18 protein-coding genes are annotated in these 21,549 nt (G+C 70.7%); 15 read left to right on the plus strand and 3 right to left on the minus strand.

All coding sequences use genetic code 11. The annotated features are described in order from the left end of the window. Positions 1–6: 6 nt before the first annotated feature. Positions 7–1,029: a GumC domain-containing protein gene (locus tag QNO12_RS14060; RefSeq protein WP_257501537.1), complete on the minus strand. Its 1,023-nt coding sequence runs from the start codon at positions 1,027–1,029 to the stop codon at positions 7–9. 257 nt (positions 1,030–1,286) lie between these two features. On the opposite strand from QNO12_RS14060, the gene QNO12_RS14065 reads away from it, so the two are divergent. From QNO12_RS14065 to QNO12_RS14135, 15 genes are all read left to right on the plus strand, one after another. Next, entirely contained in the window at positions 1,287–2,297 is a 1,011-nt protein-coding gene (locus QNO12_RS14065) for a glycosyltransferase family 2 protein (protein WP_257501536.1), read from the plus strand. Then, positions 2,294–2,842, plus strand: coding sequence for an acyltransferase (locus QNO12_RS14070; protein ID WP_285178044.1), 549 nt, complete (start codon positions 2,294–2,296; stop codon positions 2,840–2,842). Before QNO12_RS14065 ends, QNO12_RS14070 begins: the two co-directional genes overlap by 4 nt. Then, positions 2,835–3,848 carry a glycosyltransferase family 2 protein gene (locus tag QNO12_RS14075; RefSeq protein ID WP_257501535.1) on the plus strand — a complete coding sequence of 338 codons (1,014 nt, stop codon included), beginning with the start codon at positions 2,835–2,837 and terminating at the stop codon, positions 3,846–3,848. The genes QNO12_RS14070 and QNO12_RS14075 overlap by 8 nt, the downstream gene beginning before the upstream one ends. Next, a complete protein-coding gene (locus QNO12_RS14080) occupies positions 3,845–5,578 on the plus strand; it encodes an AMP-binding protein (RefSeq protein ID WP_257501534.1) in 1,734 nt (577 codons plus the stop codon). The genes QNO12_RS14075 and QNO12_RS14080 overlap by 4 nt, the downstream gene beginning before the upstream one ends. 20 nt (positions 5,579–5,598) lie before the next feature. Continuing rightward, positions 5,599–7,308, plus strand: coding sequence for an AMP-binding protein (locus QNO12_RS14085; RefSeq protein ID WP_257501533.1), 1,710 nt, complete (start codon positions 5,599–5,601; stop codon positions 7,306–7,308). Positions 7,309–7,391: 83 nt separating this feature from the next. Then, a complete protein-coding gene (locus QNO12_RS14090; RefSeq protein ID WP_257501532.1) occupies positions 7,392–7,673 on the plus strand; it encodes an acyl carrier protein in 282 nt (93 codons plus the stop codon). Between the two features lie 10 nt (positions 7,674–7,683). Beyond that, complete coding sequence (locus QNO12_RS14095; RefSeq protein WP_257501531.1) at positions 7,684–8,289, plus strand: 4'-phosphopantetheinyl transferase family protein; 606 nt, start codon at positions 7,684–7,686, stop codon at positions 8,287–8,289. Positions 8,290–8,296: 7 nt separating this feature from the next. After that, positions 8,297–9,637: a wax ester/triacylglycerol synthase domain-containing protein gene (locus QNO12_RS14100; RefSeq protein WP_257501530.1), complete on the plus strand. Its 1,341-nt coding sequence runs from the start codon at positions 8,297–8,299 to the stop codon at positions 9,635–9,637. Further along, the gene (locus QNO12_RS14105) at positions 9,634–10,620 is read left to right on the plus strand and encodes a glycosyltransferase family 2 protein (protein ID WP_257501529.1); all 987 of its coding nucleotides are present in this window, start codon (positions 9,634–9,636) and stop codon (positions 10,618–10,620) included. Before QNO12_RS14100 ends, QNO12_RS14105 begins: the two co-directional genes overlap by 4 nt. Positions 10,621–10,739: 119 nt before the next feature. Next, positions 10,740–11,555, plus strand: a complete 816-nt coding sequence (locus QNO12_RS14110) for a response regulator transcription factor (RefSeq protein WP_257501528.1) — start codon at positions 10,740–10,742, stop codon at positions 11,553–11,555. Positions 11,556–11,707: 152 nt separating this feature from the next. Continuing rightward, positions 11,708–12,166 carry a response regulator transcription factor gene (locus QNO12_RS14115; RefSeq protein WP_308495354.1) on the plus strand — a complete coding sequence of 153 codons (459 nt, stop codon included), beginning with the start codon at positions 11,708–11,710 and terminating at the stop codon, positions 12,164–12,166. Positions 12,167–12,168: 2 nt separating this feature from the next. Next, positions 12,169–13,794: a sensor histidine kinase gene (locus QNO12_RS14120; protein WP_257501527.1), complete on the plus strand. Its 1,626-nt coding sequence runs from the start codon at positions 12,169–12,171 to the stop codon at positions 13,792–13,794. Then, on the plus strand, positions 13,791–14,915 hold the full coding sequence (locus QNO12_RS14125) for a nucleotidyl cyclase domain-containing protein (RefSeq protein WP_257501526.1): 1,125 nt from the start codon (positions 13,791–13,793) through the stop codon (positions 14,913–14,915). Before QNO12_RS14120 ends, QNO12_RS14125 begins: the two co-directional genes overlap by 4 nt. 44 nt (positions 14,916–14,959) lie before the next feature. Continuing rightward, positions 14,960–16,753: a DUF4012 domain-containing protein gene (locus QNO12_RS14130; protein WP_257501525.1), complete on the plus strand. Its 1,794-nt coding sequence runs from the start codon at positions 14,960–14,962 to the stop codon at positions 16,751–16,753. Between the two features lie 117 nt (positions 16,754–16,870). After that, entirely contained in the window at positions 16,871–17,686 is an 816-nt protein-coding gene (locus QNO12_RS14135) for a response regulator transcription factor (RefSeq protein ID WP_257501524.1), read from the plus strand. A gap of 19 nt (positions 17,687–17,705) precedes the next feature. Here the strand turns inward: QNO12_RS14135 and QNO12_RS14140 are convergent, their stop codons facing one another. Both QNO12_RS14140 and QNO12_RS14145 read right to left on the minus strand, forming a co-directional pair. Next, positions 17,706–19,265 (minus strand): chitinase, encoded by a 1,560-nt coding sequence (locus QNO12_RS14140; RefSeq protein ID WP_257501523.1) that lies wholly within the window; start codon positions 19,263–19,265, stop codon positions 17,706–17,708. After that, on the minus strand, positions 19,262–21,526 hold the full coding sequence (locus QNO12_RS14145; RefSeq protein WP_257501674.1) for a glycosyltransferase family 2 protein: 2,265 nt from the start codon (positions 21,524–21,526) through the stop codon (positions 19,262–19,264). Before QNO12_RS14145 ends, QNO12_RS14140 begins: the two co-directional genes overlap by 4 nt. Positions 21,527–21,549 lie beyond the last annotated feature (23 nt).

Below are 21,549 nucleotides of genomic sequence, written 5' to 3' on the forward strand. Positions count from 1 at the left end.
GGAGGCCTACGCGTGCGTGGGCTGGGGCGATCCGGAGTCGGTGCCGTGCTCGGGAGCGTTCGGGTCGGTGACGACGGCGATCCCCTCCGTCCGCATCCGGCGGCGCATGGGCTGGGGCGCATCCGACGCACCGGCCTCCGCTGTGGCCTCGTCTGTGCCGGCAGCGCCGGACATCACCGGCACGGCCTCGTCGTCGCGCGTCTGGGCATCGGCGGTGGACTCGTCCAGGTCGTCGGGGGCGTCGTCCTCGTCCTCGCCATCGGTTCGGTCGTCGCCGGCGACCTCGCGGCGGCGGCGGCGGTCGCGGACGGCCTCGACGATCAGCGCGAGGGCGATGAAGAAGATCATCACGCCGACGGCGACCACGATCACCGGGATGGCCGGGTTGCTGCCCTCGCCGGAGTCGGCGACCGGAGCGTTGAGCACGTCCAGCGTCAGGCGGATCTCCTCGGAGACGCCCCACTCGCGCTGCTGTGCGCGGATCAGATCGGCGAAGACCTCGGTGGCCTCGTTGGCGATGAGCTCCGCGCGGGCGGCCGAGGTGGAGGTGCCCACGATGTCGATCAGGGGCAGCGAGAGGCGTCCGCCGAATCGCTCATCGCCGGCCGGCTGGGTCGTGCGGCGCGCCGCGGTGATCCCATCGCCGTCCTCGAAATCGCCGACGCGGTCCGCCACCGCCTGGGCGACCTCGTCGGACGAGGCGATGTACGCCAGGATGATGGCCGAGTCGGCAAGGTCCAGCGGAGTGGCGTCCTCGACGATCAGCTCCTGCGTCGGAGTGGTCCCGTCCGCGTTCGGCTGCGGCAGCGCCTGCGCGGTCCCCGGGATCTCGACCTGGAAGAAGTTCGGCTGCGGCGAGGCCAGCAGCACGGTCGACGACGCGGTATAGGTCTTCTGCACGCGCGTCGTGATGGCGCCGTCGTGAATCGTCAACCCCGCGAGGAGTCCGGCGATGATCGCCACCACGAACCCGACGATCAGCAGAACCTTCTGCCGCAGCAGGCGCTCCAAATACTTCGGCTTCTCCATACAGCACTCTCCCCCAGCTATTTCTCGGGACAGAGCGCACCCCGCGCGCCGTCACCGGTGCGACGCAATGGCGGGCCGCCACCCAACACTTCCATTGACATGTTTCGTCCGTGTGAACGGACGTGAACAGCATGTCCCGGATCGTGCCCCAGACTTGCATGAGCGACGGCAATTGGCAATTCTGGGGGAGCCGAGCACACCCGCCGCAGGGCGATCTACTGGGAGATCGCGATCTGCGGGGCAATGGGGAGGGGGAAGTGACGGTGACTGACGCATGCCTGGAAACGGGCGCAGAAGCACGGGGCGACGTTTCGCATGCCCCGGCTGCACCGGCCACCGCGACCGTTGCGGTGTGCACGCGGGACCGGCCTGACCTGCTGACCGCCGCGCTGACGGCGCTTCAGGCGGCGCTGCCCACCGACACCCGCATCCTGGTGGTGGACTCCGGCTCCCGCTCCCCCGACACCTCGCGCGTGGCGCGCAGCGCGAACGTCGACTACGTCAGATCCGACGTCCCGGGGCTGTCGATCGCGCGCAACCTCGCCCTGGCCTCCAGCCTCAGCGACTGCGTCGTCTTCACCGACGATGACTGCATCGTCGAGCCGGGATTCCTCGCACCCCTGCTGGCGCCTTTCGCCTCGGCGGCGGTCGGCGCCACGACCGGCACCCTGCGCGATGCCACGGCCCGCGGGCGTGCGCCGGTGGGCGTGCCGCCGCAGACCCTGCGGCGCACGCGGGACGGATTGGACGCCGGACACGGCGCGCTGATGGCCTTCCGCCGCGAGACGCTGCAGGGCCTGGGCGGCTTCGATCCGCTCCTGGGCGCGGGGCGGCGGTTCGGCGGCGCCGAGGACATGGACGCGTTGTGCCGTGTGCTGCACGCCGGGTTCGAGGTCGTGCGCGTGCCGGACGCCGTCGTCACCCACGTCTACACCCGCTCAGACGAGGATTACCTGCGCCTGAACGACAGCTACGGTCTGGGCATCGGCGCCATGTGCGCCAAGTGGCTGCGCACGCACCGCACCGCCGGCGCGACGCTGACCGGGCTGGTGCTCCGCCGCGGCCTCAGCCGGTACGTGCGCCGCTTCGGCAGCGCGCGCACGCGCCGCGGGCAGAGCCGCTACCTCCGGGCCGTCGCGCGCGGACTGATCGAGGCACGCCGCATCCCGCTGCAGGGCCGGGTCTTCGCGGACCTCACCCCACCGCAGAGCGTGCCGGCGGCGCAGGACGCTTCCGACGGCGCCACGACGGAACGGGCCACCGGATGAGCGGCAAGCTTCAGGGGATCGTGCGCTCACTCGTGGACCCCCGCACCTACGCGCAGGCGTTCCGGCTGCTGCACTTCGCCTCGTACTCGCACGTCCAGCCGGTCCGGCGGCTCACGCGGGGCGCGAACGTGAGCTTCGCCCCGAACGTGTCGTTCCGAAACGGCGAGCGCATCACGATCGGCGCCGGCACCCACATCGGCGAGCACAGCATCGTCTGGGCCGGCAATTCCACCGGCCGCATCACCTTCGGCGAGAAATGCCTGCTCGCCCCGCACGTCACGATCACCGCATCCAACTACGGCACCGCGCCCGGCGAATTCATCATGGACCAGCCCAAGATCGAAGCGGACATCACCATCGGCCGCGACGTGTGGCTGGGCGCGAACACCGTCGTCCTGGCCGGCGTGACCATCGGCGACGGCGCGGTCGTCGCGGCCGGCGCCGTGGTCACCAAGGACGTGGAGGCCGGAGCGATCGTCGGCGGGGTCCCGGCCAGACGCATCGGCTGGCGCGGCGGCATCGCGCCCGAAACGGCGGGTGCCTGACGTGACCCACGCCTACGACCTCTCCACGGTCATCGTGAACTACAACACGCCCGCCGACACCGCCGAGTCCGTCCGCTCCCTGCTGGCCACGACCGAGGCGCGCGTGCAGGTCATCCTCGTGGACAACGGCTCTTCGGACGGCAGCGCCGAGACGCTGCGCGAGCAGTTCCCGGAGATCACCGTGATCGACGCCGGTGCGAACCTCGGCTTCGCCGCCGGGGTCAACCTCGGCGCCCGCAGTGCGCAGTCCCCCTGGGTGCTGCTGCTGAACCCCGACGTGGTCGTCCTGCCCGGCGCCATCGACGCGCTGCTCGCGTTCGCGACCGCGCATCCCGAGCACGGCCTCTACGGCGGCCGCACGCTGCGGCCCGACGGGACGACCGATCCCAGCTCCTGCTGGGGAGCGATGTCGCTGTGGTCGCTGACCTGCTTCGCCACCGGCCTGAGCACGCTGCTGCGCCGCTCGGTGCTGTTCGATCCGGAATCGCTGGGACGCTGGGAGCGTGACACGGTCCGCGAGGTGCCCGTCATCACCGGGTGCCTGCTGCTGATCTCTCTGGCGAACTGGAAACGGCTCGGCGGCATGGACGAGCGCTTCTTCCTCTACGGCGAGGACGCCGATTTCTCGGCCCGCGCGCGCGCCGAGGGACTGCGCCCGGTCATCGTCCCGGACGCGGCGATCATCCACGCGGTCGGCGGGTCGACCGCCTCCAGCGGACGCAAGATGAGCATGGTGATGGCCGGCAAGGCCACCGTGCTGCGCACCACGTGGCACCCCGCCGCTGCCCGGGTCGGCATCGCGCTCCTGCAGGCGGGCACCGCCCTGCGAGCGCTGCCCGGACTGCTGCGCCGTCGCGAGGGCATGTGGACCGGGGTGTGGCGTTCGCGACGAGACTGGCGCGCCGGCTACCCCGCCGCCAAGACCACCCTGTTCGGCTTCGCTCCAGATCCGCACGACCCGCACCCTGGCACCCACCATCTGCACGCCGAAGGAGCACACCGATGAACACCGTCCCCACCACCGCCGTCGACGGGCTGCGCATCAGCGCGCGCGACCTCGGCAACGAGCACGGCATCCTGTACTACAGCACGCCGGAAACGACCTCCTACCGCGGCTACGCCGACCTGGATGAGCGGGCGCGCCGCCTCGGGCACGCTCTGGTGCAGCGCGGGCACGGGATCGGCGACACCGTCGTCCTCGGCGTCAGCGACGCGCTCACCGTGGCGGACACCGCATTCGGCGCGATGTACGCCGGCCTCGCGTTCGTCCCGGCCCCCGTCTCCGGCCCTGCCGTCGCCGCCGGTCTGGTCCCCACCCTGGCGCGCATCTCGGCAGCGGCCGAAGCATCCCTGTTGCTGGTCGACGCGGCCGTTCGCGACCGTTTGGGTGATGACATCGCCCAGTTCGGGATGCCGGTGCTCGTGCTCGAGGAACTCCTCGGCGAGGGCGACCCGGACGCCTGGACGCCGCCGCCGATCGACGGCGACACGATCGCCTACCTGCTGTTCACCTCGGGCTCGACCGGAGACCCCAAGGGGGTCATCACCACCCACCGCGGCGTCGTGGAGACCTCACGCGCGTGCGTGCCTCTGTTCGGGCTGGACCGGGACGCGACCTTGGTCGGCTGGGCGCCCATGCACCACATCATGGGGCTGGCCACGCAGGCGCTGTTCCCCGCGATCAACGGCGCGAAGGCCGTCGCCTGCGCGACGGAACTGTTCCAGCGCCGCCCGATCTTCTGGCTGCAGCTGATCAGCAAGCACCGCGGCACCAGCAGCGCCGCGGGCAACTTCGCCTTCGCCCTGTGCACGCAGCTGGCCACCGACGAGCAGATCGCCGAGCTGGACCTGCGCAGCCTGAGGACGCTGTTCACGGCGAGCGAGCCGGTGCGGCCCGAGACCGTCCGCGCCTTCGTGGAGCGCTTCGGCCCCACCGGGATCACCGAGGACGCGATCGCGCCGCTGATGGGCATGACCGAGGCGATGCTCATCTCCGGAAAGTCCGTCACCGACGCCCTCACCATCCGACGTTTCGACGCCGCCGCACTCGAATCCGGCCGACTGGTGCCCTCCGCGGGCGCAGGGTCCGTCGAGTGGGTCTCCTGCGGGCGCTGGACCGACCGCACCAGCGTCGTCATCGTCGATCCCGACACCCTGATGCCTGTGGCAGAGGGCGTCGTAGGGGAGATCTGGGTGTCCTCGCCCATGGTCTCGCCCGGCTACTTCCGCCGCCCGGACGCGACCGCAGAGACCTTCGGACGCACCCTGCCCGGCGATGACCGGTCCTACATGCGCACCGGCGACCTGGCCGCGATCGTCGACGGCGAGCTGTACGTCACCGGTCGCCTCAAGGAGATGCTCATCATCCGCGGCCGCAACCTGTATCCGCAGGACATCGAGGCCGCCGCACGGGCACTCTCGCCGGCGGTCGGCATCGGCGCCGTCTTCGAACTCGCCGGTCACCCCTCCGCGGTCGGGTTGGCGTTCGAGGCGTCCGCCGAAGCGCTCGCCGAGGCGGGAGAGACGGCGGACTCCCTGGCCGAACTGGTCCGACAGCGGCTCGTCCCCGGCGTCTCGCTCCCCTCACTGGCCGTGGCGGTGGTCGCCGAGGGCACCCTCCCCCGCACCCCCACCGGCAAAGTGCGCCGTCAGCCGACCCGCGCACAACTCGAATCGGGCGCCCTCGCGACATTGCATGCGAGCGGCTTCAAGCCGATCGCCACCCCCACGCTCTGAGAGAGACGGATATCCTTCCCATGCCCCAGCCCACCACCCTCGTCGAGAGCCTGCAGGCCACCGCCGACATGCACGGCAACGAACGCGGACTCCGCTTCTACGACGCGCCGGAGTCCTCCGCTGTGCGCGGCTGGGGCGACCTGGACGTACGGGCTCGCACCATCGCGGCGGCGCTGTCGGCCGAGGGTTTCGGAGCGGACGACACCGCCGTCATCGCCCTGGAACCGGGCCTGCTGTGGGCGGATGCCGCATACGGCGTCCTCTACGCCGGGCTCGGCTTCGCACCCATGCCGGTCGCCGGCCCCGCTCTGGCCGCCCGGATCGCCGCCCTCGCGCAGGCGGCGGCCGCCACCGTGCTGGTCGCCGACCAGTCCGTGGTCGACCTGCTCGGCGAAGAAGTCCACACGCTCGGCATCCGGGTGCTCACGGTCGAGGAGCTCGTCGAAGCCGGCGACCCGCAGTCGTGGATCGCTCCGGCCGTCACCGCGGACTCGACCGCGATCCTGATGTTCACGTCCGGTTCCACCGGCGACCCCAAGGGCGTCATCGCCACGCACGGCAGCCTGCTGGCCACGGCGCGCGCGTGCGCGGAATCGCTGAGCATGGGCTCCGAGTCGACCGCGGTGGGCTGGTCTCCGCTGCACCACGCGATGGGCCTGCTGCTGCAGGTGATCACACCGGCCAGCACCGGCGGGCAGTCCGTGGTCACCGCGACCGCACAGTTCCAGAAGCGTCCGATGCTCTGGCTGCAGCTGATGAGCACGCACCGCGCGACGGTCAGCTTCGCCGGTAACTTCGCCTTCGCCCTGTGCACGCAGCTGGCCACCGACGAGCAGATCGCCCAGCTGGACCTCTCCAGCCTCGAGGTGCTGCTGTCCGGGAGCGAGCCGGTCCGCATCGACACGGTCAACGCGTTCCTGGAGCGCTTCGCCGCCACCGGGCTCTCCGCCACCACGGTCGCCCCCGCGATGGGGATGACCGAGGCGATGCTGATCTCGGTCAAGCCCGCGGGCGAACCCTTCGTCGCCCTCGAGGTCGACGCCGAGCAGTTCGAATCCGGCACCCTGGTGCCGGCCCTCGAGGGCCGCACCGTGCAGATCGTCTCCTGCGGCCGGGCGATCCCGAGCACCGATCTGGCCATCGTCGACCCGGAGACCCTCTGCGCGGCCCCGGAGGGGACGATCGGCGAGCTGTGGATCTCTTCTCCTTCGGTCTCGCCCGGATACTTCCGCCGACCCGACGCGACGGCCGAGACCTTCGGGCATCGCCTCGCCGGCGACGAGCGGGACTACCTGCGCTCGGGCGACCTGGCCGCGGTTCTGGACGGCGAGCTGTTCGTCACCGGCCGGCTCAAAGAGGTCATCATCCTGCGCGGACGCAACATCTACCCCCAGGACATCGAAGCCGCCGTCGCCGCACTGTCGCCGTCGCTGGGGATCGCCGCGGCCTTCGAACTGGACGGCGCCCGCGCCGGGGTCGGCGTGGTGATCGAAGTGGACGAGGAGACGATGGCGGAGGCGGGCGAGACCCTGCAGGGCCTCGGCATCCTGGCCCATGAGAAGGTCACCTCGCACTTCTCGGTACCGGCGGTCTCGGTGACGCTCACCACCGTGGGCAGCCTGCCCCGCACCGCCACCGGCAAGGTGCGCCGCAAGCCCACGCGCACGCTCCTGGAAAGCGGCGGGCTCCCGATCCGTCACTGCGCCGGATCCCCCGTTCCCACCCGCTGACCCGAGACCGACGCACACCGACATCGACGCACACCGATATCGACGCACACCGATACCGACGCACACAAGGAGAGCCGACGCCCATGTCAGAACACCTCACTCCCGCCCAGACCGCCCAGGCACCGCAGTCGGATGTGGCCGCGTGGCTCATCGACCGCATCCGCTTCTACGACCAGGTGGATGCCGCGGAGGTCACCCTCGAGGCGCCCGTGGCCGAGCTCGGGCTGGACTCGATCTACGTGATGACCCTCTGCGGTGACATCGAGGACACGTACGACATCGCGATCGATCCGACCTTCTTCGCGGAGTTCGGCACGCTGGGCGAGGTCGCCGACGCGCTCACCGCTCGTGTCGCAGCAGCGTGAGAAGACCCGCATGAGCACCTTGACGCACACCGGCACGCGCCTGCCGAACGTCTCCGGCACGACCCGGATCGGCGACACCGACGTGGTGTGGCGCCTGGGATCCGCCGGCCAGGTGCGGCGCGCCTCCGTCTCGGGCGTCGCCCATGCCTGGGCGGAGGAACTGGTCAGCGACCACGGACTGTTCCCCTGGCGCGGCCTGGCCCAGGCTCATCAGTGGGCCAAACCGCGACCGGTCGGCGCTCCGGCGGCGGACGTGAGCATCTCCCACAGCGGCGGCATGATCCTCGTGGCCGCGTGCCTGGGCGCGTGCGTGGGCGCCGACATCGAAGCGGCGCCCTTCAACGCGTTCACCTCCGCGAGCCTGCTCCGGCGCATGTGCACCCCCGCCGAGGCCGCGTACGCGGCCGGATTGCCCGATGACGAGCGGCGCAGCTACCTCGCACGGGTCTGGACCGCGAAAGAGGCCATCGTCAAAGCCGACGGCGCGGGCCTGGCGCTGGATTTCCGCACGCTGACCGTCCAGGTGGATGCCGGCATCCCCCCTGCGCCCTTCGAAGCGCACATCGCCGTGCTGGCCGACCGCACGCCGCCCGCGATCGAACGACTGACCATCTAGGAACCCGATGACCGCGCTTCGCACGCCCACCGCCGCACCCGGCACCCCGCCGACGAGCACCCGGCGCCGCGCGGTGCACGCCGAGTTCATGCAGATCTGGGAGGAGGGCTACGTCTCCAACCACATCTCCTTCGAGAACATGCACGTCCCGGGGCTGTTCATCATCGACGGCGCCCCGCTGCGGCGCGACGACGGCACGCTGGACCGCGCGAAGATCCTCGCCTACATCGACGCCACCATGGCCAGTCACGCCGACTTCCGCATCCGGCTGCAGCGCTCCGCGCTCGGGCTCACGCCGCCGGCCTGGGTTCCGGACGAGGACTTCGACCTGGCCCGCCACGTGCTCTTCACCGAGGACACCGCCGACGCGGCGACCGCCGACCTGCGCCGGCTGTCCGGCGCGTACGACGGGCTGATGTCGCTGAAGCACCCGCTCTGGCGCACGCGCGTCACCGAGCTCAGCGACGGCACTGTCGCCCTCGGCACCGTCATGCACCACGCCAGCCTGGACGGGCTCTCGGGCATGAAGACCTTCTCGGCGATCTGCCAGAAGACCGCCGACCAGCCCCTGCCTGCCCCGGTCGACCCGTGGTCGGGAGTGCGTGCCGCGACGGCGTGGGAGCTGCCGCTGCTGGCACTGCGGCAGTGGTGGCAGCGCCAGCCGTCGGCCGCCGCCGCCTGGCGGTCGTACCGGTCCAAGCCGTTCCTGCGGCGGGTGCGTCGCGTCGCGGCGCGCGTCCTGCTGCCGGTGCGCTTCGGCAGAGGCGGTGAGGCCGCGCGCACGCGCCTGCTCCCCCCGATCCACTCCGCCTATCGCCGGATGGATGCCGGTCTCGTCGGTCGCCGAGCCCGCGAGCTGGGCGGCAGCCTGAGCGACCTGCAGGTCGCCGCGATCATCGGCGCGTGGCGCGGTCCGCAGCGCATCGTCCGGCTCCGCTTCCCGGTCTCGTACCACTCCACGGATGCGCCGAACGTGCGCAATCACGTGCGCGACATGGAGGTCGCCGGCGATGCGGATGCCCCGCTCACCGAGACGATCGTGCGGGTGAACGAGCAGGTCGCCGCGCGCGAGAGCGCGTTGGACGGAGCACTGGTGGAGGGCTATCCGATCGGATACAGCACCCTGCTGCCGTGGGTCTCGCGCCCGCGGTACTTCTGCGGCGGAGAGGTCCGCGCGCTGATCCCCTTCCCCGCCAGCCTCGGCACCGACCAGCTCGCCGCCGCCGGCATCATGTACAACGGCTCGCTGTTCATCGGCGCGAACATGCCGGCCGCGCACGACGTGGAGGCCACCGTGGGGCGGATGTTCGAGCTGATGACCGGCGCGCCCGACCCCGGTCGTCCGTGACCGCCCCGCCGGCGGCGCCCACGATCTCCGTCGTCATCCCCTCCTATCAGCGCCTGGAGCGGATCCCCGCGCTGGTCAGCGCCTACCTCCAGCAGGGCGCCGACGAGGTCGTGGTCGTGCTGGACGGACCGCACCCGCGGTGGGTGGAGCACCTGTCCGCGACCGCAGCAGACGAACGGGTCCTGGTCACGGAGCTGCCACAGAACGTCGGTCTCGCGCTGGCGCGGATCGCGGGCCTGCGGGTCGCCACCGGCGAGATCGTCCTGGCGGTCGATGACGATGTGGTGCCGCTCGAGGGCTTCGTCACCCGGCACCGGGAGTTCCACGGCTCCGGCGGCGACCGCGTGCTGATGGGCTACATGCCGGTCGCCGTGCCGCCGCGTCGCGGACGCGATGACGCGCCGACATTCGTCTACGCGCGCGACTACGAGAAGCAGGCCGCCGCGTGGCGCAGCGGAGACTCCGCCACGATCCTCGGCTCGCTGTGGGGCGGCACCCTGAGCATGCCACGTGGTCTCTACGCGCGTGCCGAGGAGCTGAAGCCGTCGGTGCGCATCGAATACAACGAGGACCTCGATCTCGGCCTGCGCCTGCAGCGACTCGGGGCGACGGCATCCTTCGATCAGCATGCGCAGGCGGCGCACCATCATCAGCGCGGGTGGGAGTCCTACCTGCGCGAGTGCACACTGCGCGGCGCGGCGATCGCCGACCTGGAGGCACGCTGGGGAACCCGCCCGGCGCAGCTGACTCCGATGATCGTGATCCCGCCCGGGTACAGCCGTCCGCTCGGCTGGGTGCAGCGGCGGATCGCCGGCCGCGACCGGGCCGGTCTGCTGGAGCACGCCCTCACCCTCGCCTACCGCGCCGCCGGCGCGGTCGGACGCTGGAGCATCCAGGACGGGATCACGCGGATGGTGCGCCGCGCGCTCGCGATGCGCGGCTACCGGCTCGCGAGTGAGCAGCGGGACGCCGAGGGTCGCTGAAGGACAGCGCCCGTGGGGTGCCGCATCATATCCGCGCGTCGGCAAAAGGGTCGGAACCGCTCATCGGGACGTAGGCTGGCGCTGAGGAAAAGTCCATCCAGGTGCGGAGGGGTACGGCCATGAGCGCTTCGCCCGCCGCGTCGAGCCCGCACGGCGATGACGCCGCGGGCATGCTGCACTCGCGGACCGCGAAGACGGCCGTCGTCATCGAGGACGATCCCATCGTCCGGGAGCTCCTGCTCGAGGTGTTCGAGTCCGCGGGTTTCGCCGCCATCGGCACCGACAACGGGGGCGACGGCGTTGCACTCGTGGCGGAGCACCGTCCCCAGGTCACCACCGTCGATGTCAGCATGCCCGGAATCGACGGGTTCGAGACGGTCCGACGGGTACGGGCTCTCAGCGACACGTTCATCCTGCTCGTCACGGCGAGCACCGACGAGTCCGACGTCGTCCTCGGCCTGAGCATCGGCGCGGACGACTACGTCACCAAGCCCTTCCGGCCGCGGGAATTCCGCGCGCGGGTGGAGGCGATGCTGCGCCGGCCTCGCCTGGTGGATCGCGGCGAGCAGACCGCGTCGTCTGTCAGCGCGGCAGAACTGCTCGCGCACGTCCTGAACCACCGCGATCTGTCCCTGGACACCAGCACGCGCGTGGTCTGCCGCGGAGACCGCGAACTCCTGCTGACGCGCACCGAGTTCGATCTGCTGCAGACGCTGCTGGAATCCGAGCGCCGGCCGCGCTCGAAGGAGGATCTCGCGCGCGTCGCCCGAGGCGACCACCTCGGCGCGGAGTACGTCACCGACCTCGACAAGCGCGCCATCGAGGTGCACATCACGAACCTGCGTCGCAAGCTGGGCGACTCGGTCACGCAGCCCAACTACATCGAGACCGTGCGCGGGATCGGCTACCGCCTCACCGAGCCCGCGCAGGTGTGACGCCTCGGACCGGTCGCGTCGCCGTCGGGGCGCGCTGACTTCGGCTCCTCCCTCGGTTGTATGCCATGATGCTGAACAAGCCGATCTCCGGGTCATCCGGTCTGCAGCATGTGGACCGGGGCGCGGCAGTGAACACTTGGCGGAGGACGCTTGTGGTTGACCAGATCGCGACACCCGCCACCGCGGTCGTCATCGAAGACGACCCGCAGGTGCAGACGCTGCTCGTCGAAGTATTCGAGTCGGCCGGATTCACCGTCGTGGCCGTCGACAACGGCGAAGACGGCGTGCTCGCCGTGCGCACGCATCACCCCATGATCACGACGGTCGATGTCAATCTCCCGGGGATCGACGGCTTCGAGACCGTGCGGCGCATCCGCGATCACAGCGACACCTTCGTGATGATCGCCTCGGCGCTCGCCGACGAAGCGGATGCGGTGCTGGGACTGTCCGCCGGCGCGGACGACTACATCACCAAGCCCTTCCGGGTGCGCGAGCTGCGCGCCCGGATCGAAGCGGTCATGCGTCGGGCGCGCAGCACTCAGGCCGGCTCCGGCGGTCTGGCCGGTGTCGGCAACCGGACCACGGCCGAGTCCCCGCAGCAGGCGAGCTGAGCGTGCGGGCGCCCGGCCTCCCGCGCTCCGACGCCCGCACGAGATCGATCTGGCTGTGGCAGGTCGCCCTCGCCGCCAGCGTCGTCCTGGTCACCATCGTCGTCGTGGCGGTGCCGTCGATCATGTTCGCCGACGCCGCCTACTGGGCGGGGGTGCTGCTGATCGTCGCCACCACGATCGCCGCGCTCTTCACGCCGTGGACCCGGATCGGCACGCGATGGGTCGTGCTGGTCCCGTTCATGGACATCGTCGGCATCGGCCTGTTGGCGCTGAACTCCGAGCTGCGCCTGGGCTACCTCTGGGTGTTCCCGATCGCGTGGATCGCGACCTTCTACCGGCTGAAATGGCTGATCGGCGCACTGGCGGCAGTGACCGCGCTGCTGATCCTGGACAGCGTGGCCACCGCCGGAGGTCCGCTCAACACTCTGCGCCTGGTCATCGTGCTGCTGTGCCTGTCGTTCATCGGGATGACCTTCCACGTCGCCGCGCAGCAGACCGGGGCCTTCCGCCGCCTGCTGAGTCGACAGGCATCCCGTCTGGGACTTGCGCTGGAGCGGGTGGAGATGCAGCGGCAACGCGCCACCGAGACCCTCGACGGGCTGGACATCGCGGTCGCCCGGATCAGCGACCAGGGCGAGATGGTCGCCGCGAACCGCGCCTACGCCGAGTTGTACGGCCTCGACCCCGACGACCTCACTCGGCCGGGCAGAGCGGTCGAATACGCCACGCTGCGGGGCGAGCCGCTCGACGCCGAGTCGCGACCGCTCGCGCGTGCGGCGCGCGGGGAGGGGATCGACGAGGAACGGGTGTGGCTGTTCGACGTGGAGGGACGCTGGCGTGCGCTGGATGTCAGCACGCGCGCCCTCTCCGGCGCGAACGACGAGGGCCCCAGCACCCTGCTCGTGCTGCGCGACATGACCGCGCTGCTCGAAGCCAAGCGAGAGCGGGAGAGTCTCGCCTTGACCGTCTCGCACGAGCTGCGCAATCCGATCACCGCGGTGCTCGGCCACACCGACCTGCTGCTGGAGCGCACCGACCTTCCGGCCGACGCCAGACGCAACCTCGCCGAGATCGAAGCGGCGAGCGAGCGGGTCCTGCGACTGGCCTCGACGGTGCTGCAGAAGCGGCCCGGCGCCCAGGAACGCGCAGATGCGCATGCGGAGTTCGACGCGGCGGCGGTGGTCGAAGCCTCCGTGACCTCGTTCCGGCCCACAGCGACCGCGCGCGGGGTCGAGCTGAGCGCACCGGACACGAACCCCCTGCCGCTTGTCGGCGACGCGTTCCGCCTGCGGCAGGCGATCGACAATGTCGTCGGCAATGCCGTCAAATACACGCCGGCATCCGGAACCGTACTGGTGCGCACCTCCCGCAGCGCGGACGCGGTCCGCATCGAAGTCGCCGACACCGGCGTCGGCATGTCCCGGGAGGATGTGGACACCATGTTCGAGCCCTACCACCGGTCGGCGACCGCCCGGGCCAGCAGCGTCCCCGGCACCGGCCTCGGCATGGGCATCGCCCGGCAGATCGTGGAAGCGCACAGCGGCACGATCTCCGTGCAGAGCGGCCTGGGCCGAGGGACGACGGTGGCGATCAGCATCCCGCTGCCGGGCAGGGCGGCGGAGCTGTGATCGGCATCACGCACGTCGCGCTGACGACCCTGTGCACACTGCTGATGGTCGGACTGGGCTTCCTGGCGCGCCCGGGCAAAGCCACGGCGCTGTGGTCGACCGCCTTCATCGCGGCGATGCTCACCGCCTACGGCACCGTCATCGCCGCCGAGCTGGGCTCGGAAATGCTCGGGCTCGCCGCGTTCGGGATGATGCTGTCGGCACCCGCGTTCATCTGGGCGGGGCTGCGCGCCGATCGCGGCGTCGGCTCCCGGTGGTGGACCGGCGTTCTGGTCGCCGTCTGCTCCACGCTCGCGCTCGGCATCAGCGCCGGGCAGCCGAGCTACCCGGCCGTGTTCTGCATCGCCTACGCGGCGGCTGCCGTGTTCGCCGCCCTGACGATCACCGAGCTCCTGCGTCGACCCGAGAAGGGGCGCGGGGTGACCGTGCCACTCCTGGTCATGTCGGTGGTCTACCTCGTGGTCGCCGCCCTGCGTCTGGCATCGATCACCGTGGCCCCCGGACTCGGCGACCTTGCGATCCTGCGCGAGGCCAACCTGCTCGGCATGCTCGTCTACCTCGTCTGCGCCATCGTCACACTCCTCTTCCTGGCGCGCGAGGACAGCATCCATTCCCAGACCGGCGTCTGGTTCACTTCCGCGGGATTCTCCGACATCGCATCGCAGCGACTCGAGCGCGCCGAACGCGCCCGGGAGGGCGAGTGGGTGCTCGTGGAAGCACGTCTGGACGATGCGGAAGACCTGCGTACCGCTGCCGGGACCACGACCTTCCGCGAGTTCGCGCGGTGGTTCGAAGAGCGGGTGCGCTCATCCTTCCCGGCCGACGCGGACGTGGCGGCCCTCGCCGACGATCGGGTGGTGGTCCTGATCGCACGCCCGACCGAGACCGTGCGACAGCTCATCCGGCGACTGCTCGAGGCGCGGGATGCCGCGGACATCGCGCAGGACCTCGCCGTGAACCTGTCCGCGAGCGTCGGGTGGGCGACGGTGAGCGACTTCGGCTACGACCTCGAGGTCTTGCAGCACGCCGCGAGCACTGCCGCCCAGCGCGCCGTCGCCACGGGAGGCGATCGCGCCGAGCGAGCCGTCCCGGCAGCCGCCGCCCTCGACGCTCCGGGCTAGCGACCGTCGCGGGCGCGCCGCGAGGGCCGCCTAGGCTGTATCGGGTGACCGCCTCCCCCACACCCCGCCTCCCGCGCGCCGCTCGCCTGGCGGTGCCGATCGCGCTCGGCGTGCTGCTGGTGGCAGCGGTGATCATGATGGGCTGGGTCGGCGTGCGGGGCGCACTGGCATACGGCCACCTCACCGACGCGCAGGGCACCGCCCGCGCGATCACCGCGCAGGCCGGTGACCCCACCGCCGCCGCCGCGCAGATCCCGGTGCTGGCCGAGGACACCGCGGCCGCGCATGCGCTCACCTCCGACCCGGTGTGGCGGGTCGCCGAAGGGCTGCCGTGGCTCGGACCGCAGCTGCGCGCGGTCTCGACTGTTGCGGCATCCGTCGACGACGTCGCCCAGAACGCCCTGACCCCCCTCACCGAGGTCGCCGGCACGTTCTCGGTCGACGCGCTCCGCCCCGCCGGCGGCGCCGTGGACCTGTCCAGTTTCGTGGCGATCCAGGATGCCGCGCAGACGGCGAACGACGGGCTCACGCGCGCCGCGGCATCCGTCGAGGAGATCGACCGCACACCGCTCGTCGCACCGCTGCGCGAGGCCGTCGACGAGGTCGCGGATCTGTTCGCCCGGACCCGTGTCGCCACCGACGCGGTCACCCGCGCTGCGACCCTCCTGCCGCCGATGCTGGGCGCGGACGGACCGCGCGACTACCTCGTGGTGTTCCAGAACAACGCGGAATGGCGCTCGCTCGGCGGAATCGTCGGGGCGATGGCGATGGTGCACACCGACGGCGGTGCCATGAGCCTGGCCGCGCAAGGCTCATCCGGCGACTTCCCCCGCTACCCCGAAACCGTCCTGCCCCTGGGTGATGAGGTGACCGCGATCTACGGCGCGCTGCCCGGACGGTTCATCCAGAACGTCACCCAGGTGCCGGAGTTCTCGATCACCGCGCAGCTTGCGCGCGAGATGTGGGCGCGCGAGTTCGGCACTCAGGTCGACGGGGTGATCTCGCTCGACCCGGTCGCGCTGTCCTACCTGCTGACCGCCACCGGGCCGGTGACACTGCCCACCGGCGATGTGCTCACCGCGGACAACGCGGTGCCGCTGCTGCTGAACGAGGTCTACCAGCGCTACCCGCGCCCCGCCGACCAGGACGCGTTCTTCGCGGCCGCCGCGGCGAGCGTCTTCGACGCGCTCGCCCACGGCAGTGCCGACCCGGCGGCGCTCGTCGGTGCGCTGGCGCAGGCCGGCGACGAGCGGCGGCTGCTGCTGTGGAGCGCGCACGAGGAGGAGCAGCGACTGATCGGCGACACCACCCTCGCCGGCGGCCTGCCCACCAGCGACCGTGAGGCCAGCCGCTTCGGCATGTTCCTCAACGACGGCACCGGCTCGAAGATGGACTACTACGTCACGGCCGACACGCAGCTGGCGTGGGACTCGTGCACCATCGCCGGCGGTGATCTCGCCACCGGCGAGGCCACCCTGGCTGTCACCGTCACCAACAACGCGCCCGCGGATGCCGCCACCTCCCTGCCCGCGTACATCACCGGTGGGGGTGGGTTCGGGGTCCCCCCCGGCATCGCCCGGACCATCGGCTACCTGTACCTGCCTACCGGTTTCGACCTGATCGAGTCGACCATCACCGGCGACGGCGGGTTCGGCGGCGGGTTCCACGACGGCCGCCGGGTGCTGAGGTTCGCCGTCGACCTGGCTCCGGGACAGACCGCGACCGCCACCGCGACGGTGCGCTCGGCCGAGCCGGGGGCGCCGGTCCTCGAGCTGATCTCCACGCCGCGTGTGCAGGCGCAGGGCGCAGACGTTGCCGCCCGGTGCGGGGATGCCTAGACTACCGAGAAGGGCATCGTCGCTGCGTCTCGCGAGCTGCGGGTGCCCCTTTTTCAGGTTGCCTGCGCCGCTCGCCGACCCCGCCCACCTCACTGACCCGTTCGAAGCGAGAACACTGTGACTGAAGAGCGCCAACAGACCGCGGTCATCATCGAGGATGATCCCGAGATCCGCGAGCTGGTCGTCGAGGTCTTCGAATCAGCCGGACTGCGCACCATCGCCGTGGACAACGGCATCGACGGCGTCGAGGCGGTGCGAACGCATGACCCCTCGGTGACGACGCTCGATATCAACATGAACGGAATCGACGGACTGGAGACGGCGCGCCGCATCCGCAGCATCAGCACCACCTTCATCATCATGCTCTCCGGCCTGGGCGAAGAGACCGACATCGTCCTGGGCCTGGGCGCCGGCGCCGACGAGTACGTCGTGAAGCCGTTCCGGCCGCGCGAACTGCGCGCGCGGATCGAGGCCGCCCTGCGCCGGCCCCGGATCGAGAGCGCCGCGCTGCGCCCACCGGCACCCGACGCGCACCTGAACCCGCCGCAGTCGGTCACGCCCGAGCCGTTGTCGCAGTCCCCTGCCACGAGCTCGTTCCCGGGCGAGGCCGACCTCTGGGTCGCCCACCGCGACCTCCGACTGAACGCCGCCACCCGCACCGCGCTCATCGCCGACGCCGAGGTCGAGCTGACCCGCACCGAGTTCGATCTGCTCGTCACCCTGATCGAATCGAAGCGGCGGGTGCGCAGCAAGTCCGATCTGACCCTCGTGCTGCGCGGCGAAGAGGCTGCCACGTCCTACTACGTCGGAGAAGCGGACAAGCGGGCGGTCGAAGCGCACATGGCCAATCTCCGCCGCAAGCTCGGCGACAACGCCGCCGACCCTCGCTACATCGAGACGGTGCGCGGCGTCGGGTACCGGCTGACGCCGTAATCGGACCTCCCCGGCCCGGTCACGGAATCACCTCGGTCTCGGCCTCGGCCTCGACCAGCTCCCAGGGGGAGCGGTCGTGGTCGGTGATCCCCAGCGACGGATCCTCGCCCTGCGTCCACCACTTCGCGACGAACGCCGTGCCCTTGTAGAGCACGCGGTCCCCGGCGACGTAGATCCCCGTCGCGGACCACTCCGGGTACGTGCCCGGGGCGGCGGTGGGCAGCGAGAACGGCTCGTCGTCGCGCAGCACCGGGCCCACCAGCGTCCACGCGGTCGCAGTGCCGTCCAAGGTGGGATCATCCGGTTCGGCACCGCCCCTGGTCCACCACTTCGCGGCGTAGACGTTGCCGTGCCACACGACGCGCACGGCGGTGGAGTAGGCGAGGTTCTTGGACCAGACCGGGTACGGGCTGGTGTCCGGATCGTCCTTGACGACCGGGGCCGGCCGCTGCGTCTGAGTCGGGGTGGATGTCGGGCGCCCGTCGAACCCGGCCGACAGCAGCGCGGCGAAGGTGCGGTCGTCTTGATCCACACCGCTGCAGGAGTCCGAGACGATCTCGGTGTTCGGGTAGTTCGCGCCACAGGTGCGGTCGCGGTTCACCGACCACATCGACATGCGGTCGAGGGAGTTCTCGGCGGCGAAGTCGTTCAGCTCCTCCGCGTCGTCGAGCGTGAAGACCTCCCCCGCGACATCGTTCTGTCCGATCATGGGCGTGGCCCCCAGCACCGACCACGCACCCGCGCGGGGCAGGCTGATCTCATGCCGGCGATAGAGCGCGCTGAGCTGCGTGTGGGTGGCCTTCAGAGCCGAGATCGCGGCATCCGCCATCGAGGCTCCCTCCAGATCGATGCCGTAGTCCATGGTCATGACGTTGACCCCGCCGAGCTCGACACCCGCCGTGAGCATCTGGTCCACCGATGCCAGCCCGGCGTCGGTGAGGCCGTGCGTGGCGACGGGCAGCGTGAGCCAGACGATGAGATCCTCGCCCTTCTTGCGGCGCTTCTCCTGCAGTTGGGCGACGGCCTCGGCACGCCGGACGCCGGCCACCGTGTCGGCCAGGTTCTCGCCCTCCACGTCCAGATCGATCATCTCGATGTCGTAGCGGTCGATGACCGCCTCGTAGGCGTCGGCCAGGGCGTCGACCGTGCGGCATGCGCCGGCGAGCTCGGTGTTCAATGCGCCCCCGAAGGACACCGCCACCTCGGCGTCCTTCTGGCGCATGCGCGCGACGCGGCGGTCCAGGTCCAGGGCCGTGGCGGCCTCCTCCAGCCCGTAGTAGGTGCCCCACGACGGCACGCACGAGTCCTCGGCCTCGGCCACGATGAAGGCGAGCACCACGTTCGAGGGCGCACCGTCTGCCGAGGTGGGCATCTCGGAGACCGGTGCCGCCGTCACGTCGAAGTAGCCGCCGAACCAGCGCGGCGCGGCCTTCACCGTCGATTCCGCGCTGGCCTGTCCGTTGGCGAACATCGGGACGGCGATGCCGGCGCCCACGACGGCCAGCACCGCGACCACCGCTGCGCTGACGCGCCACGGCGACAGTCTCTGACCCGCGTGACGACCTGTTGACCGCGTCATACCCGTACCTTCGTCTTCTTCGGCGTGGCTGATTGGCGACCGGGCGGCGTCGCGCCCGGCGCCGCATGTCCTTCGTGCAGTGCGGTGCGCCAGTCCAGCACCGCGTCGTCGTCGCCGGAGGCGTCCGCGCGACTGCGGTCGGCGTCGATCCACATCCAATCGGTGATCCCGATCCAGACGTCCACGATCGAGTTGCGGATGCCGATGTACGCCAGGATCGCCCAGGAGGCCAGCACCGCGTTGATCGTCGAGAACGCCAGCGTCCCCCACGCGCCGTCGAGGAAGCTGCGCCACGCGACCAGGACCGAGAAGCCGACGATCACGTAGGGGGCGACGACGTACAGCAGCTGCGTCGCGGTGCGCTCCTTCACCTTCGGCGTGCGCGCGAACGGGATCTTCATACCCGTCAGGCCCTGCTGGATCGACTTGAAGACGCCGGCCAGGTTGACCGGCAGCATGATCAGGTTGAACCCGTAGATGCGCAGCACGTCGGTGCGCTTGTAACCGGTGTAGTGCAGGTCGCTGGCCATCGCGAGGAAGTACGGCAGCGCACCCACCAGCACCAGTGGGCTCACGAGCCGGCTGTCGTACGGATAGGCGAGCAGGAAGAGCAGCCCGAAGCTGGCCCAGGCGATAGAGGCCATGTAGTTGACGCGCAGCATGACCTCGCCCAGCGCCAGCGGCTTGAGCATCTGGCGGCGCTCGCGCATCTGCTTCCACAGCTTGGGGAGGATGAGCAGGCCGCCGTTCGCCCACCGGCGCCGCTGCACGACGAGCGAGCCGAAGTCGGGGGGCGTGGCGCTGTAGCTGAGCCGCTCGGGGTAGTTGATCAGAGTCCAGCCGTGCTCACCGAGATCGACACTGGACTCGGTGTCCTCGATGACGGTGCGGTCCTGCACGTATCGGCGGACCTCGAACCCGTCGACCATGTCGATCTCGAGGATGTCATCGAGCGCTTCCATGCGGATGACCGCGTTCGCGCCGACCCAGAAGGTCGCGTTGTGCGCGGTCATGCCCTGATGCAGGATGTGCTGCACGTCGGTGGTGGCGCCCGCGAGCCGCTCGATGCGCGTCGGCGCCTCGCGGAACGACGAGTACGGGGTCTGCGTCACGGCCACGCGGGCGTTCTGCGGCTGCTCGAGGAAGTGCACGAGGCGCAGGCAGTAGTCGCGCAGCAGCACCGAGTCGGCATCCAGGGTCAGGACGAACTCCGAGTACGGCACGTCCAGATCCGCCGGCTGGGCACCGGTGACGGGGCGCAGCAGCAGCCCGTCCGGCGTCTGCTCCTCGTGGAAGCGCCCGCCGAGCAAGCCGATGTAGGAGTTCAGGTTCATCGCCTTGTTCGCCTCGTGCGACAGCGACACGTATCGCTTGCGCTCGAACCAGGCGACCTCGACGGTGAAGATCCAGACCAACCGGCGGAACAGCTCGTGCACGCGGGCGGGCGGGATCATCTCGGAGGCGTCGATCGCCGCGCCCACCGCGGTCGCGGTCGTCTCCAGGTCATCGGCCAGGCCGAGCAGCACCTGCTCGACGAAGAAGTCGTCGACGTGGTCTTCGCGCGGCTGCGCGGCGGCCATCTCGCGAAGCCACTCCACCGCCCACAGGTACTCCTCGAACAGGCGCACCATCGAGTGCTCGGTCAGACCCTCGGCGAGCAGCGACTCGTGTTCGCAGGCGATCAGGGCGAGGCTGAATCGCTCCGCCGGCGCGTCCATCGCCGCCATGATCTCCGCTGCGATCCCGCGGGTCTCGTTCAGCCGGTCGAGGTCGGCGGGGTCGCTCGGGTTGGGGTTGTCGTCGACCAGCAGCACGACACGCAGCGAGGGGTACTCCTGCAGGGCCGCGGACCAGAGCGTCTTGCGGACGATCGCGGGCTCTTCGGCATAGGACGGCACCAGTACGGTCAGGGTCTCGTGCGGGCTGGAGAAATGCCGGTCCAGCTCGGCGCGCGGCGCGCGCCGGTGCTCGCGGAACCGCTGGTAGGCGCCCTGGCGGGCGACCAGATACATCAGCGCCGAGAAGGTCAGGAACGTGACGACCAGAAGATACGACACCGCCTCGATGACGCGCCACGCCGTGTCGAACGCCCCGGCCATCAGGAGCGTGACGACGACGGTGAGGACGTAGAGCGCCCAGACGGCGATCGTCACCCAGATCGCGACACGGCCCCAGATCAGCTTCGCGTTGGACGGGCGGTCGTGGACGGCCGGCAGGGACGCCTGGGAACGCTCGGTTCCCCATTGCCTCTTGCGCCGCATGGACGGAGCCTCGCGCTCGGCTG

This window comes from Microbacterium sp. zg-B185, assembly GCF_030246885.1.
GTDB lineage: Bacteria > Actinomycetota > Actinomycetes > Actinomycetales > Microbacteriaceae > Microbacterium.